Annotated in this window: 13 protein-coding genes; 12 read left to right on the top strand and 1 reads right to left on the bottom strand. The window is 43.6% G+C overall.

The window, feature by feature from the left end; all coding sequences use genetic code 11:
• The first annotated feature begins 110 nt into the window (after positions 1–110).
• The 6 genes from BLT15_RS01845 (at position 111) to BLT15_RS01820 (ending at position 8,287) form a co-directional block, all read left to right on the top strand.
• On the top strand, positions 111–590 hold the full coding sequence (locus tag BLT15_RS01845) for a permease (protein WP_089758082.1): 480 nt from the start codon (positions 111–113) through the stop codon (positions 588–590).
• A gap of 45 nt (positions 591–635) precedes the next feature.
• Entirely contained in the window at positions 636–1,160 is a 525-nt protein-coding gene (locus tag BLT15_RS01840; protein WP_089758080.1) for a permease, read from the top strand.
• Positions 1,161–1,375: 215 nt separating this feature from the next.
• On the top strand, positions 1,376–2,488 hold the full coding sequence (locus tag BLT15_RS01835; protein ID WP_089758079.1) for a TolC family protein: 1,113 nt from the start codon (positions 1,376–1,378) through the stop codon (positions 2,486–2,488).
• Complete coding sequence (locus BLT15_RS01830; RefSeq protein ID WP_089758077.1) at positions 2,481–3,878, top strand: TolC family protein; 1,398 nt, start codon at positions 2,481–2,483, stop codon at positions 3,876–3,878. The genes BLT15_RS01835 and BLT15_RS01830 overlap by 8 nt, the downstream gene beginning before the upstream one ends.
• Before the next feature lie 11 nt (positions 3,879–3,889).
• Complete coding sequence (locus BLT15_RS01825; protein ID WP_089758075.1) at positions 3,890–5,179, top strand: efflux RND transporter periplasmic adaptor subunit; 1,290 nt, start codon at positions 3,890–3,892, stop codon at positions 5,177–5,179.
• A gap of 3 nt (positions 5,180–5,182) precedes the next feature.
• Positions 5,183–8,287, top strand: a complete 3,105-nt coding sequence (locus tag BLT15_RS01820) for an efflux RND transporter permease subunit (protein ID WP_089758073.1) — start codon at positions 5,183–5,185, stop codon at positions 8,285–8,287.
• A 75-nt stretch (positions 8,288–8,362) separates the two neighbouring features.
• Here the strand turns inward: BLT15_RS01820 and BLT15_RS01815 are convergent, their stop codons facing one another.
• A complete protein-coding gene (locus tag BLT15_RS01815; protein WP_089758071.1) occupies positions 8,363–8,554 on the bottom strand; it encodes a transposase in 192 nt (63 codons plus the stop codon).
• Positions 8,555–8,801: 247 nt separating this feature from the next.
• On the opposite strand from BLT15_RS01815, the gene BLT15_RS13605 reads away from it, so the two are divergent.
• The 6 genes from BLT15_RS13605 (at position 8,802) to BLT15_RS01790 (ending at position 14,299) form a co-directional block, all read left to right on the top strand.
• Complete coding sequence (locus BLT15_RS13605; RefSeq protein WP_268762212.1) at positions 8,802–8,933, top strand: hypothetical protein; 132 nt, start codon at positions 8,802–8,804, stop codon at positions 8,931–8,933.
• 53 nt (positions 8,934–8,986) lie between these two features.
• The gene (locus tag BLT15_RS01810) at positions 8,987–9,310 is read left to right on the top strand and encodes a cupin domain-containing protein (RefSeq protein ID WP_089758069.1); all 324 of its coding nucleotides are present in this window, start codon (positions 8,987–8,989) and stop codon (positions 9,308–9,310) included.
• 627 nt (positions 9,311–9,937) lie between these two features.
• Positions 9,938–11,404: a pyridoxal-phosphate dependent enzyme gene (locus BLT15_RS01805; protein WP_089758067.1), complete on the top strand. Its 1,467-nt coding sequence runs from the start codon at positions 9,938–9,940 to the stop codon at positions 11,402–11,404.
• A gap of 7 nt (positions 11,405–11,411) precedes the next feature.
• A complete protein-coding gene (gene thrC, locus BLT15_RS01800) occupies positions 11,412–12,674 on the top strand; it encodes a threonine synthase (RefSeq protein ID WP_089758065.1) in 1,263 nt (420 codons plus the stop codon).
• Entirely contained in the window at positions 12,667–13,218 is a 552-nt protein-coding gene (locus tag BLT15_RS01795; RefSeq protein WP_089758064.1) for a helix-turn-helix domain-containing protein, read from the top strand. The genes thrC and BLT15_RS01795 overlap by 8 nt, the downstream gene beginning before the upstream one ends.
• Before the next feature lie 94 nt (positions 13,219–13,312).
• The gene (locus tag BLT15_RS01790) at positions 13,313–14,299 is read left to right on the top strand and encodes an ornithine carbamoyltransferase (protein ID WP_089758062.1); all 987 of its coding nucleotides are present in this window, start codon (positions 13,313–13,315) and stop codon (positions 14,297–14,299) included.
• Positions 14,300–14,356: the final 57 nt, after the last annotated feature.

Below are 14,356 nucleotides of genomic sequence, written 5' to 3'. Positions count from 1 at the left end.
GCCGAAAGTGAGTTTGCAGAAATAGAGAAAGCCACCGCCAGCCCGGACGGTCCGGGACCGGCAGCCGGCAGCAGCTCTTCTGAAATTAATCAGGTTAGGGGGAGTTAAAATTGACTGTAGCAATAATAATAAACGCCATTACCCTGACATTATTAGTTTATTCTTTCAAGAAATCTGCAGGGCGCACTCTGAAATCTTTGAAGATTGCTTTGACCAAAGGGATAAATCTGGCCCCCTGGATGATCGGAATTATAGTTTTAATTGGTGTGATTTTGAGTTTTGTGCCGCCCTCTGTCATAGAGCAATACCTGGGCGGTGAAATGACAGTATACCAGGTAGGATCAGCCGCTTTAATCGGAACAATCAGCATGATTCCCAATCTGGTGGCGATGCCGCTGGCAGGATCATTGATAGAATCGGGGGCTTCCTATACCACTATCGCCGCTTTTTTGACCACTTTAACCATGGTTGGATTCGTTACCCTCCCCCTGGAATTGAAAGAAATGGGCAGAAAAATAACATTCTGGCGGAATTTTTTGGCTTTCTTTTTTGCTGTGATTATAGCTATAGCTATCGGTATACTCATGTGAAATACATAAGACAGGAGAATAATATTTACAGGGGGGTTATGTCAGATGAAAACACAGAAGCTTTCTCAAAAAATTAAAAAATTAGCAATATTCCTAATCATTACTGCCGTAATGTTATACGTAATCAGAATATTTTTTCCGACTCGCAGTGATATAAGCTTTGAAGTAATGAAAAATTATGGTCTGGAAGTGACAGCAATATTTCTTCCGGTACTGGTGCTTATGGGACTGGCAGATGTGTGGATACCCCGGGAAAAAATTAAAAAATATCTGGGGCAGGAGTCGGGATTTAAGGGAGTTTTTATTTCCCTGTTTATGGGTACTCTACCCACAGGACCGATGTTTATCGCTTTTCCCATTGCTGGAGAGTTAATAAAAAAAGAAGCCCGGATAGCAAATGTAGTAGTGTTTCTGGGGGCCTGGGCGTCTTTGAAAATGCCTCAAATAGGTGTGGAAATACAGTTTTTGGGGCTTAAATTTTCTGTATATCGGGTGATTTTGACCTTTATAGCCATAATCAGTATCGCATTTTTGACGGAAAAGCTGGATAAATTACAGGTTAAAGCTTAAAGGTAGGCAGAGAGAAGTGTGCGAGCACTGGAGATTAAGAAAGGTAAAGTTGTGCTTTTGAATACGAATTGTTTTATTTTTGTGTTAAAGTCAATTATTAAAAAAGAAAATGGAGTTGACATAGGAAGTTCACGATCATAAGGTTGCTGTCAGAGGTTCGGTTATATAAAACGGATGAAAGTAATGAAATTTCATTTATGCAGGAGGCATAAAATATGTCGTCTAAATATAGTTTCATTAAAACCATGATCTTGTTGCTGCTTTTATTTTCTGCTGCAATGCTGATTGCCTGTTTCTTTCAAGAGAAGGAAGCGATCAAGGCTAAAGATACTGAAACTAAATTTACTTTGGATTCTTATCTGGCAAGAGGGATAGACAGAAACAGAGAAATAGAAAACGATAGATTGCTTTTAGAAAAAAATAAAGTAAAATTGAAACAACGACAGGCTGAACAGGAGGTTGATCCCTCCCCGTTGCTTTTGAAAAAGGATGAGTTAGAGCTTGAACTCGCTCAGCAAAGGCTGAAGAGAACCACTGAAGAGATTATCAGTGAGTATCTACAGGATTTTCTCGAATTTGTTAGGTTAAAAAAATTATTCACTCTTCACCAGGAATATGTGGAGCTTTTTCAGGCAGAACTGGAAAAAATTGAGAATATGCACCAGGAGGGGAGAGTAACTTCTGCGGATGTTCTGCAAGCAGAAGTTGAATTAAAAGCTGCAGAAAACAATTTGATAAAATCAGCTAATAATCTGGAAAATCAGAAGTTTATTTTAGAAAAAAATTTGCAACTGTCAGCTGAAGAAAAGTTAGAGGTTCAATATTATGAAGAGGATTTTTCAGAATTTGAAATAAAAAGAGAATTTGTTGATCTGCAGGAGACTGCCAGAAATAATCGCCTGGAAATCGAGGAGAGTAAAGCTGACCGGGAGCTGGCTAAAATAGATCTACAGCTGGCTGAAAGCAACTATAGATCGGGTCTGGAAGAGAAAGAGGCAAAAATAGAATATAGAAAAGCCAAAAATGAAGTCGATAAAATTCTGGATGATATTGAGGTTGAAGTTAAAAATTCATATTCCCGAGCAAATAACGTCAGAAAAGATTTAGCAATGACTGAAAAAGAAATAGAAAATTACAAAGAGATTGTTAGAATAAACAGCCTCTTCCTGGAGGAAGAATACATCACCGGAGTTGAATTTTGGGACTCTCAGGTTGATCTATATCAAGCCGAAATAGATGATATTAGCAGGCGCTTCGAAAGTTATATCGCCGTCGTTGAGCTTTATCTGGCTACTGGCGAGTTGAAGGAGATGTTCATTCATGAATAAATTGGGCATGACAGCGATCATTATGACTATAGTATTGTCTATAGGAGGGATTCTTTTTTTCCCGAGATTGACTTTTGCCGCAAAGGGAAATAAATTGGAACTGGAAACCGCTCTGGCAAGAGCTGAAAAGTCTGATGACGAACTGGAGGCAGCTCGTCATCAGCTGGAGGCAGCAAAACAGAGAAAGCTATCTTCAGAGACAATTTTGAACCCTAAGATTGAAGGTGAGATGGGCTGGCAAAAGTCTGAAAAAGGTGAAAGCGAAGGTGAGCTAGCAGGTACAATCAATTATAGCAACATTCTGGCAGAGTCCCGCACAATATCTACTCAGCTGGATATAGCCGAGCTCTCATATGAAAAAGCCAGGCTAAACTACCGTGAGAATAGGAATGAGATACTGCAGGTTGTCGCCGAAAAGTATTATTCTCTACTGGAAATCAAAGAACAAATTGCCAGTCAAGAGCAGAGGATTACTCAGCTGGAATCATTATATCAGGAGGCTGAAGAACAATATGAAGATGATATGCTGACTGAGGCCGGACTTTTGGAGATTGAATTTGAGCTGGAAACTGCCCAGCAGCATTTAAAAAAGTTAGAGGATAGGGCCAGGACTGAACGAAAACTGCTGTCCCGCAGAGTAGACATTGATCCTAACCAGCTGGAGCTGAAATCACCTGAAAACTTTTCTCTAATTGAAGAGATGAATTTGAAGCTAAAAGATTTAGAAGACAGCAGCGAGCTCATTCAGAAAGCGCTGAATTATAGGAGTGATTTTCAGAACCAGTTGCTGGCAGCCAGGCTGGCTGAAAAGGAAGCTAAATATATAAGCTCTCAAAAGGATCCTGATTTGATTCTCAGCGGGGAATATAATTTTAATGATGGTAGTAGAGGGCAGGCCTCGCTGGATAGCAATTATGAACTTAGTATGCAGGGGCATTTGACCACCGAAGATGTTCTGGAAGACCCGTTTGAAGAGAAAAATGATTGGGAAATTACAGCTGGGATCTCTTATGAATTTTCTGATGGAGGTCGTCGGAAGGCGGATATAGCGGAAGCAGATGCTGAAGAAAAGGAACATGAAATCAGAGCTGATTATCTGGCCGAGAGTATTGAGATCGAAATTGAAAGTCTGCTGTACGATATTTCTCGCCATCGGACAGACGTGGAGATAGCCGCGACCAATCTGGAAAGAGCGGAACTGGAATATAATAGTGCTCTAACTCGCTGGCAAAAAGAAGCTATCACAGAGAGTGAGCTTCTGGCGGCTCGGAGTCTTCTGGCCGAGGCCGAGATGGAAAAAATAAATCTCGAATATGAGTTAGGCCGCAAAAAAATTGAACTGCTGGGCGCAATGCAGAAGATATATTCGGATTTGATTTCAAAAAATTAGGGGGGAATTCAGTGAAGGGAAAAATTAAGAAAATTGCTATCATAGTTTTGATAATAGCTTTGGGAGCCGTAGCTATTCTTGGAATTCGACGAATAAGAACCAGGCCTGTGGAAATAGAAGAAAAAGATGATCTGGGAGTTCCAGTTATGAGTCAAACTCTGGTTGAAGAAGATTTGCGGAGGATTTACAGATACAGTGGGACAGCAGAATATGAGAATAGAACTAGAATATCTCCGCGGATTGCTAAGGAGATAGATGATTTTCTTATAGAAGAAGGCGATCGAATAACAGCAGAAGAGGAACTGGTCAGACTGGATGATGAAGAAATAAGAAGCAGAAAACAAGGGGTTAAAGCCTCGGTTAAAGAAGCTGAATTGATGATTATAATGGCGGAATCCTCTCTTAGTCAAAAACAAAGTGATCTCAAAGGGGCTGAGGCAGATTTGCGCGAAGCCCGCAGCAATTACGAAAAATGGCAGAGAGATCTGGAAGCTGACAGACGTCTTTATCAGGATAATGCCATTTCAAAAGCTGAACTGGAAGAGACGGAAACTCGGCATGCCGCTGCCGAAGCTAAATATATAAAGGCAGAGGCTTCTGTGGAAAGAGCGGAGATAGCCGTCAGTATGGCCGAGACAGAAATTCAACAGTACAAGAACAAGCTGGAAAAAAGCCGCAGCGAACTGGCTGTGATCGAAACGCAACTTTCTTACACGGTATTAAAATCTCCTTTGGACGGTGAAGTTATTGATAAAATTCCTAAGCCGGGAGAATATGTAAATCCCGGAGAACCCGTTCTGGAAGTTGCTGATACTGATAATCTTGTAATAACTTCAAAGCTGGGGATGAAAGACTTTACCGATATAGATACTCATACAGAAGTGGAAGTGAAAATACCCCACCTAAGTGAAAAGCCTCTGACCGGGGAAATTACTAACCTCAAATCTTTGACAGACCCTCACCAGCGAACGACAGAAGTTACTGTGAGTTTACTGGAAGATCCTCCCGAAAAGTTAAAAGAAGGAATGTACACTTCAGTTCTGTTTTATCCAGAATCCAGAAGTGATGTTATCACAGTTCCTCGCAATTCATTATTTTTCTTCGAAGAAGCTCCGCATGTTTATGTGATAAAAGATGGTCAGGCGAAAAGAAGAGAGGTTGAAACCGGGCTCGATACTGGCCATCGAGTCGAAATTAAGGCAGGCCTGGAAAAAGGAGAAGAAATTGTAACCAGCAATATCGAAGAGTTGAGAGATGGAGTTAGTATTTACCTTCGCGACGAAGATGAGTGGGGGAATTAAAATATGGATCTCGTTAATCTAGCTGTAAGAAAAAAATATACAACTGTCGCAGCCTTATTTGCAGTTATTCTTCTGGGAACAGCAGCTCTTTTGAGCCTTAATATCCAGCTCAATCCCGATCTCGATCCGGTCATAGTCAACATACAGACCAGTTACAGAGGTGTATCCCCCACGGATGTCTCCGAACAGGTGAACGAACCATTGGAAGAAGAGCTGGGAACAATAGAAGGAGTGGACAGTATAAATGCCGAAGCGTTTGAGGGCACTTCTAGAATTATGGTTGAATTTGATTATGATAAAGATCTGGATGTAGCAGCAGTGGAAGTACAAAATGTAATAGACCGTATTAGAGATGATCTGCCTGAGGATATAGATGAACCCCGGGTACAAAAATTCAATCCTGCCGATGTGCCGGTGCTTACTCTGGCAGTGAGCGGGCCTTTTAGCAGTGAATACCTTCGTACTCTGGCCGATAATGAATTGAGCAATCGGCTGCAGCTTGTTAGCGGAGTGGCCAGTATAGATGTTTTTGGAGGCGAAGTTAGAGAGATCCAAATAGAGGTCGATCGCGATAGAATCAATGCATTGAATATTCCGGTGAGTCAGATAGTCAGTAGACTGGATAAGGAAAATTTAAATATACCCGGAGGTGAACTGACCAGTGGGGAAGAAGAGTATCTAATCAGATCGGTCGGTAAGTACGAAGACTATGCTGATATTGAAGAACTGGTAATAGACTCAGGTCCAGCCGGAAACGTTTATCTGCGGGAGGTCGCGGAAGTAAAAGACGGCCATGCTGATATTAGAAGCAAGTTCAGAGTTGAAGGAGAGGAAACTGCTGGTTTAAGTATCCAGAAACAACAGGATGCCAACACCATCGAGGTGGTCGATGATCTGAAAGAAGAAATCGCCCAGCTAGAAAAAGATTTTCCGGAATTGAACTTACAAATAACAGATGATCAATCCGATTTTGTCAGGCTGGCCATATACAACATGGGAGAAACGCTGGTTCTGGGTATATTTTTGACCTTCATAGTAATGCTGCTGTTTTTGGGTAGCTGGCGAAATACCGCCGCAGTAATCATATCAGTTCCCACAACTTTTGTCATGACTCTGGCACTGATGCAGGCTTCAGGGTTAACCTTAAATACAGTCACTATGACAGCTCTTATTTTATCAATAGGTATGTTGGTCGATAATTCCATAGTTGTGATAGAAAATGTCAACAGACATTATCAAGAGCTGCAAAAATCGGCGCTCAATGCCACTATAGACGGAGCCCGGGAAATGATTTTGCCAGTCACCGCTGGAACCACGACCTCAATGATTGTGCTGATGCCAGTTATGTTTATCGGCGGTTTTGTCCAGCAAATGTTTAGACCTCTGTCTATGACTCTGCTGTTTGCCTGGTCAGGATCCTTGCTGAGCTCATTTACGATAGTTCCCTTGCTTTTATCAGTAGTTTTGAATTTGAAAAAATTCAAGAAGACTGCCCTGAGCAAGCTTAATCTTATGCGATATCTACTGGAAGGTTTTAGAAGACTTTTTGCCAGAAGCCGCGAGCTTTATTTGTTATTACTACGGAAATCCCTGCGCAATCGGGCAATAACTTTAACAGTAGGGGGAGTGCTGCTTATAATAACTTTAAATGTTTTCCCGATGCTAGGATCTGAAATGACTCCTACGATGGACACTGGCCAGACCTATATTTCTCTGGAAACAGAGCCGGGATCTTCCCTGACCCGGACGGAAAAAATATCAAAAGAGGTAGAAGAAATTATAGAAGAAGAGCCCGAAATCGTAAACTATACTAATCAACTTGGTTACGAACCTGGTACGGGAACTCAGGCTGTCACGGGGGCTGAAGGCGTACAGCAGGCTTTTTTCTCAATTACTCTAACGGACAGAATCGAGAGAGAAAGATCAATATGGGATATTCAGGCTGATCTACGGAGAAAGATAGCCGAAGTGCCGGGTATAAAGTCCTATGTTGTTGAGGAAGAAGGAGCTACGGCCATAGGCACCACTCAGGCGCCGTTAGTGGTTCGAGTGAGCGGAAAAGATCCTGAATTTTTGGAGATTATAGCAGAAGATCTGGTTCGTGATATAGAAGAGGTGCCGGGAGCTACCAATATCAATCTGCGCTGGAATGTCGATTACCCCGAATATCAGATAGATGTGGATAGAGTTAAGGCGGCTGAGGTAGGGCTTAGCACAGATGAGATTTCGCAGCAGATAACTGCGGCTGTGTCAGGTATTGAAGCGGATACAGACTTTAAAGTAGAAGAACAGAAAGATCCGGAGATAATGGTACGGTATCGAGAGGAACAGATGGCTTCGCAAGAAAATCTGGAGAATCTGATCATAATTGTTCCTGCAGGCGATAACTTACCTTTACGTGAACTGGCGGAGATAGAAAGAGTGGAAGGTCCTAACATGGTCACGAGTAAAGATTTGAGATATCATTTGGATATTCTGGGTTTTAATCACGGAAGGTCGCTGAGCATGGTCAATCAAGACATTTCTTCTCTGCTGGATGATTATCAGCTGCCCGCCGGTTATACGGCTGAAATAACTGGTGAGCAGGAGGACATGATGGAAGCTCAAACAAGACTGCTGATAAGTCTCTTTTTTGCTGTAGCTTTTATATATCTGATTATGGTAGCTCAATTCAAATCATTTATACATCCAATAACCATTATGATTTCTTTGCCACTGGAATTGATCGGGGTAGTGGCTGCTTTATTAATTACCGGCACTCATCTCTCGATGCCGGCTATAATGGGAATAATTCTCCTTTCCGGAATAGCAGTAAATGACGCTATCCATCTGATGTCGTTCTTCATTATGGAAAAGAAAAATTATGACAATGTATTCGACGCTATTTGCGAGGGAGCCCGGCTTCGTTATAGACCGATAATGATGACCACGTTTTCAACCATAGCCGGTATGACTCCACTGGCACTGGAGCTGGCTGTAGGCACAGAACAGTATTCTCCTCTGGCTATAGTTACTATTGGAGGGCTGTTTTCCTCGACCATGCTGCTGCTAATCTATGTACCGGTAGTATATTCCCTCTTTGAAGATCTAAAAAAAGTTGTCTTTTAATCTAATCGAAAAGAAAATGCTGCATAATTTTATGTTTAAGTCTTAGGTTGTCGAACTGATACAGGTTAAATTTTATCAGCCAGAACGCTTTAATACATCAAGTTGAGTCATCTTTGGAGGTTGATAAACCGATCTATCCCTCATCAGAGCATAAATTATATCCACCGGGCCAGCATGTTTTGTCAGTTCATCGGCTGAATCGAAGCGATCAATATTTCTGATGTTGGATATAAGCATGGCAGCCAATTTGTAATCAATACCTGGCATGAATTTCTCCCCTTTCCATGCCGGAACCAGTGTAAACCAGTTCCTCCTTCCGAAAAATTTTATTACGAACGCAGCTTTATATCTTGCAGTACAACTAAATGAGGTTTTTGACACACCTATAAAACAACTAAAGACAAGAAGATCCGTATTTAATTTGCAGGAATTGAATTCCAAATTGGATAATTACATTATAATAAGCAAAACCATTTTAAGCTTTCATGAAATATTTAAAAAGAGGTGTTAAAATATGAGCTGTAGAGAAATTGTGGAAGATATTTATTCTGTGGGGGTCATTGATTGGGACCGCAGGCTTTTCGACGAACTTATACCTCTGCCGGAGAGAATTTTAAGGAAGTGGAAAGACTTGTGGAGGATATAGAGGGTGTATTTGCAGAGATGTAAAAATTATTCCAGCTGAAGGAGGTTATATTAATGCAAGATTCTACAGTCTATAATATCCAGGAAACTATTGAATATCAGAAGAATTCTATTGTCAGCAAAACCGTCATAGATATGGATACTGGAACAGTTACACTTTTCGCTTTTGATGAAGGTCAGAACTTAAGCGAGCATTCCGCTCCTCACGAAGCCATGGTTCACGTTATCGATGGTGTGGGGGAATATACCATAGGGAGCGAAACTCATAGAGTAAAAGCAGGTGAAATGATAGTGATGCCCGCGGATATACCTCATTCCGTCAGGGCTCCCGAAAAGTTCAAAATGGTCCTGATCATGATCGAAAATATAGAAGAATAAGGCATGAATTTTAAGATGAAAAATTATGAGAAAATCTGCAGGGAGGATAAACATGCAGGAAATACTGCTGGTTATCAATGAATCTGCAGATAAAGTTCTTACATTTTAAGTAAGCTGGTAGATTACTTTGAAAAAAAGTGAAGAAATAAGCCCTTCCTCTCTCTGAAGAGGTGGGGCTTTTTCTTTGGTGTGCTCTGTAAATTATTTTGATCATAGGTGAAAGTCCTATCCATGTTATTGCATGTGTAATGTAGAAGTCAACAATGACAGGGTAAGAAACATGCAATTATGCTGGGTTTGCAGGTGTGATTAGGGTTGGAATGGCAATAAGGTGGAATAATTGACCGGGGGAGGTCTGTGATGGTTCTTGCCGTAACCGCGTAACCGGCAGAGATAAGCCGAGGTATAACCCTTACGGGAAAGCTGTTTACGGGAAAACCGTATGCGCAGTTTGACGAGAGGTTCCAGCCCTCAAAGGCTGGTCCTGCTCTATAAAGATCTATTTTCCAGGAAGAACCTATTATTAAAGCTCTATTTTTTCTCGCCGCAGGCAGGAGTTTATTAACTATTATTGAATTTATAAAGTGTGATTGAAGATAGCTGATAATAAGCAAGGGGGTATAAGTGATGATCGATCTCGAAATCAAGAAGGATAGATTGAAGCGGGCTGTAAAGAGAGCGAAAGATGAAGGTGTGATACTGCCGACTTTTGAACAGATGAAAAACCCGGAAAAGATACCCGAATCAATAAAGGAAAATCTCAAAGATACCGATCTCTGGGAGATGGACTCTGCCAATCTTTTTCGAACAACCTGGAAGAATGAGGCTGTTAAATCAGGCGGACTCTATGACGGCGTCAACTTTATAGAACTGCCGAGTGAACTGACGGGCGTTGAGGCCAGAATCGTTGCGCTGGTGGGCAAGTGGTTTCCGACCGGAGCTCACAAAGTAGGAGCAACTTATGGCTGTCTGGCTCCTCAACTTGTCACAGGAAAATTCGACCCTACCAGAGAAAAGGCTGTCTGGCCTTCAACCGGCAATTACTGCCGTGGAGGTGCATACAACAGCGAGCTTTTGGGCTGTGAATCAATAGCCATTCTGCCCGAAGGGATGAGTCAGGAGAGATTTGACTGGCTTGCCGGCGTGGCCGATGAAGTTATCAGCACTCCCGGCTCGGAAAGCAATATCAAAGAAATTTTTGATAAATGCTGGGAGCTCAAAGAGGAGAGAGATAATGTCAGGATATTCAATCAGTTCGATGAACTGGGAAATCATCTCTGGCATTATGAGGTGACCGGTGATGCAATGCTAGCAGCCTTTGAAGAGATTGCGGGAGCGAAAAACCTGGCCGGTATGGTCATGACCTCCGGATCAGGAGGGACTTTAGGAGCGGCTGACAGGGTTAAAGAAGAATATCCGCTGAGTAAACTGGCAGTGGGTGAAGCGCTGCAGTGTCCGACCCTTTTGTATAACGGCTATGGCGCTCATCGCATCGAGGGTATAGGCGATAAGCACGTCCCCTGGGTTCACAATGTTCGCAATACCGATATGGTGATGGGGCTCGATGATAACGACTCTATGAGTCTGGTCAGATTATTCAACACCGGGGTGGGCAAAGAATATCTCGAAGATCAGGGTGTTCCCGTCGAAACGATTGAAAATCTTGATTTGATGGGCATTTCTGGCATTGCAAATATTCTGGGAGCCATAAAGATGGCCCGTTATTATGAACTGGGTGAAGATGATGTGGTGATGACAGTATTCACCGACTCCATGGAATTATATGAATCGCGTGTTGAGGAAATGATGGAAGAAGCCGGCGACTATGATGAGCAGGATGCCGCTGTCGATTTTCATAGGCATCTGCGAGCTGTCGGCATAGATCACGTCAAGGAGCTGGATTATTATCAAAAAAAGCGCATTCACAATCTCAAATATTATACCTGGATAGAACAGCAGGGCCGTGAGGTTGAGGAGCTCAATGCTCAGTGGTATGATTATGAAAATTACTGGGAGAAGCTGCACGGAATGGCTCCTGAAATAGATGAATTGATAAGGGAATTCAATCAGAGGACAGGCCTTCAGGAGGAGTGATTGAGGCATGAAGTATGTAACCGAACTGGAATGTATTGATTGTGGAGAAATTTATGCGCCGGAGCCTGAAAGATATCTCTGTGAAAGCTGCGATGATGAGGGGCTTCTGGAGGTGAAGCTTGATTACGAGCGGCTGGCAGTAGAATGGTCGCGGGAAGAGCTCTCCTCTGATCCCCGTGGCAATATGTGGCGTTATGGACCATTGATTCCGGTTAAACCCGGGACACCCCGGCCCAGGCTGGAGGTGGGAAGTACCTCGCTTTATCATGCTCCGGGCCTGGCAAAAGAGCTGGGGCTGGAAAATCTCATCATCAAAAATGAGGGGCTGAATCCCACCGGTTCTCTCAAAGACCGGGCTTCGGCGGTAGCAGTGGTGAAAGCTCAGGAAGCCGGCAGGCATGCTGTGGCCTGTTCTTCTACCGGCAATGCTGCCACCTCTCTGGCCGGTAATGCCGCTTCGCTGGATGAAGATATGGAGGCTGTAATATTTGTGCCCGAGCGGGTGCCGGGAGGCAAGCTGGCTCAGCTGCTCATCTATGGAGCGGTGGTTGTTTCAGTGCAGGACAATTACGAAAAAGCCTATAATCTTTCCGCCGAATCCATCGATCGCTGGGGCTGGTATAACCGCAATGCTGCTATAAACCCTTATCTGGTAGAGGGCAAAAAGACCTGTGTTCTGGAAATGGCCGAGCAGCTCGATTTTGAAATGCCGGACTGGCTGGTCTTTTCTGTCGGTGATGGCTGCACGATAGCCGGAGCCTGGAAGGCCTGCAAGGATCTGCGCGAGATAGGTTTTATCGATAAAACTCCGCGCCTTCTGGGAGTTCAGGCTGAGGGCTGCGCCCCTATCACCAGATCCTTCCGAACAGGAGAACCGCTGGAGGTTACATCTGAGGATACCATAGCCGACAGTATAGCTGTGGGCCGACCGCGCAATTATAAAAAAGCACTGATGGCTGTGAAAAATTCGGGAGGAACCATGGTAAACGTCACAGATGAGGAAATTATGGAGATGATGACTCTGCTGGGCAGCAGAACAGGAATATTTGGTGAACCTGCCGGAGTCGCAGGCCTGGCAGGGCTGCGGAGAGAGGCGGCAGAAGGGGAAATTTCTCGCGATGATGATATCGCCTTTGTGGTTACGGGCAACGGGTTAAAAGATATAGACAACGCCCGCCGCGCAGCTTCGGAACCGCTAGAAGTGAGCCCGGATATTGAAGAACTACGGCAAATATTTGAACAGAGGGGAATTATAAAGGAAGATGAATGAAAATCATCGTCTGGGAGCTCGCATCAGAGAGATGAGACAGTCGCAGGATATGAGCTTATCAGAGCTAGCCGATGAAATCGGCAAAACCTCCAGTTATTTAAGCCAGGTTGAAAGAGGTCTGGCAGAGCCTTCTATCACAGCTCTGCGGGAGATTGCCAAGGCTCTGGGGGTTCCCATATTTTATTTTTTGGTCGACGACAGGGATAAGAATGCCGTTATCCGAAAAGATGAGCGCAAGAAAATATCCTATCCCAGCTCCGATTCTCAGGTCGAATTGATCAGCCCCGATCTCAACAGACAGATGGAGCTGGTTGAAATACGCCTTCAGCCCGGTGAAGCTACCGTAGAAAACCCTCTGCCTCACCGCGGAGAGGAGTGCACGCTGGTTATGGAAGGCAGGATGTATATAGAGATCGGAGAAAAAGATTTTGAACTGGAGCCAGGCGACAGCATCTATTATGTCGCCAGTGTTCCTCATAAAATTGTCAATGTAGGAGAGGAGGAACTGGTGCTTATCTCGGCCATAACTCCGCCGAATTTTTAAAACAATCATGATTGTTTTTCTGGTGAATCTGAAGGTCAGGAATTAAATAATATTGAATATATAAAGTGAAGTTAAAAAACAGGAGGTATAATTTATGCAGACAGAATTCAGGAATAAAGATTTTATAACACTTGAAGATTGGTCCCGGGGCGAGATAGACACATTGCTCGAAGTTTCAAAAGATCTCAAGCAGAAATTTGCCATGGATGCCGACACCCCTTATTTGAAAAACAAGACGGCATTTTTGATGTTTTTTGAGGAATCTACCAGGACGCGCAATTCGATGGAGGCAGGCCTGGCTCAGCTGGGCGGTCATGCTAATTTTCTCGACACCTCAACCATGCAGGTTTCTCACGGTGAGGAGGCCAAAGACACAGCTATAGTCCTGAGCAGTTTCGGCCACGGTCTGGCCTGCCGCAACTGTGACTGGGATATAGGCAATGACTATCTTACAACTCTGGCTGAGTATTCACGCGTGCCGGTGATGAATCTGCAGTGTGATCTTTATCATCCCATGCAGGCTCTGGCCGATCTATTGACCATCGAGGAGAAGAAGAATAATCTGGAGAATTTGAAGGTATCGGTCATCTGGGCTTACGCCACCACTCACAAAAAGCCGATTTCTGTACCGGTTTCACAGGTTCAGCTCTTCCCCAAATACGGCATGGATGTAACATTAGCCTATCCGGAAGGATTCAAGCTGCCTGATTGGGTCATAGAAAGAGCTGAAGCCAGCGCCAAAAAGAATAATGGCTCGCTGACCATAACCCATGACATGGAACAGGCCTATGAAGATGCTGACGTAGTAATTCCCAAAAACTGGGGCAACTGGGTAACCGATCCCCACGATGAAGAAGGTTCGGATCTGCTCGAAGCCAATCAAGACTGGAAATGCACAGAAGAGATGATGAACATGGCCGATGATGATGTCATTTATATGCATGCTCTGCCGGCTGACAGGGGCAATGAGGTTGAAGATTCTGTTATAGACGGCGAGCATTCAGTCGTCTTCGATGAGGCCGAGAACAGACTGCACACAGCCAAAGCGGTTATGACTCTAACCATGGGCGGAAGAGGATAAATAATACAGCAAAATGGATAACTGCAGGAACCAAAAAATTAATCTGATTGTGATAAA

The sequence above is a fragment of the Halarsenatibacter silvermanii genome (assembly GCF_900103135.1).
Taxonomy (GTDB): domain Bacteria; phylum Bacillota; class Halanaerobiia; order Halanaerobiales; family Halarsenatibacteraceae; genus Halarsenatibacter; species Halarsenatibacter silvermanii.
Note: the sequence above shows the minus strand (reverse complement) of the source record. Positions and strands in the feature narration are given on the sequence as shown.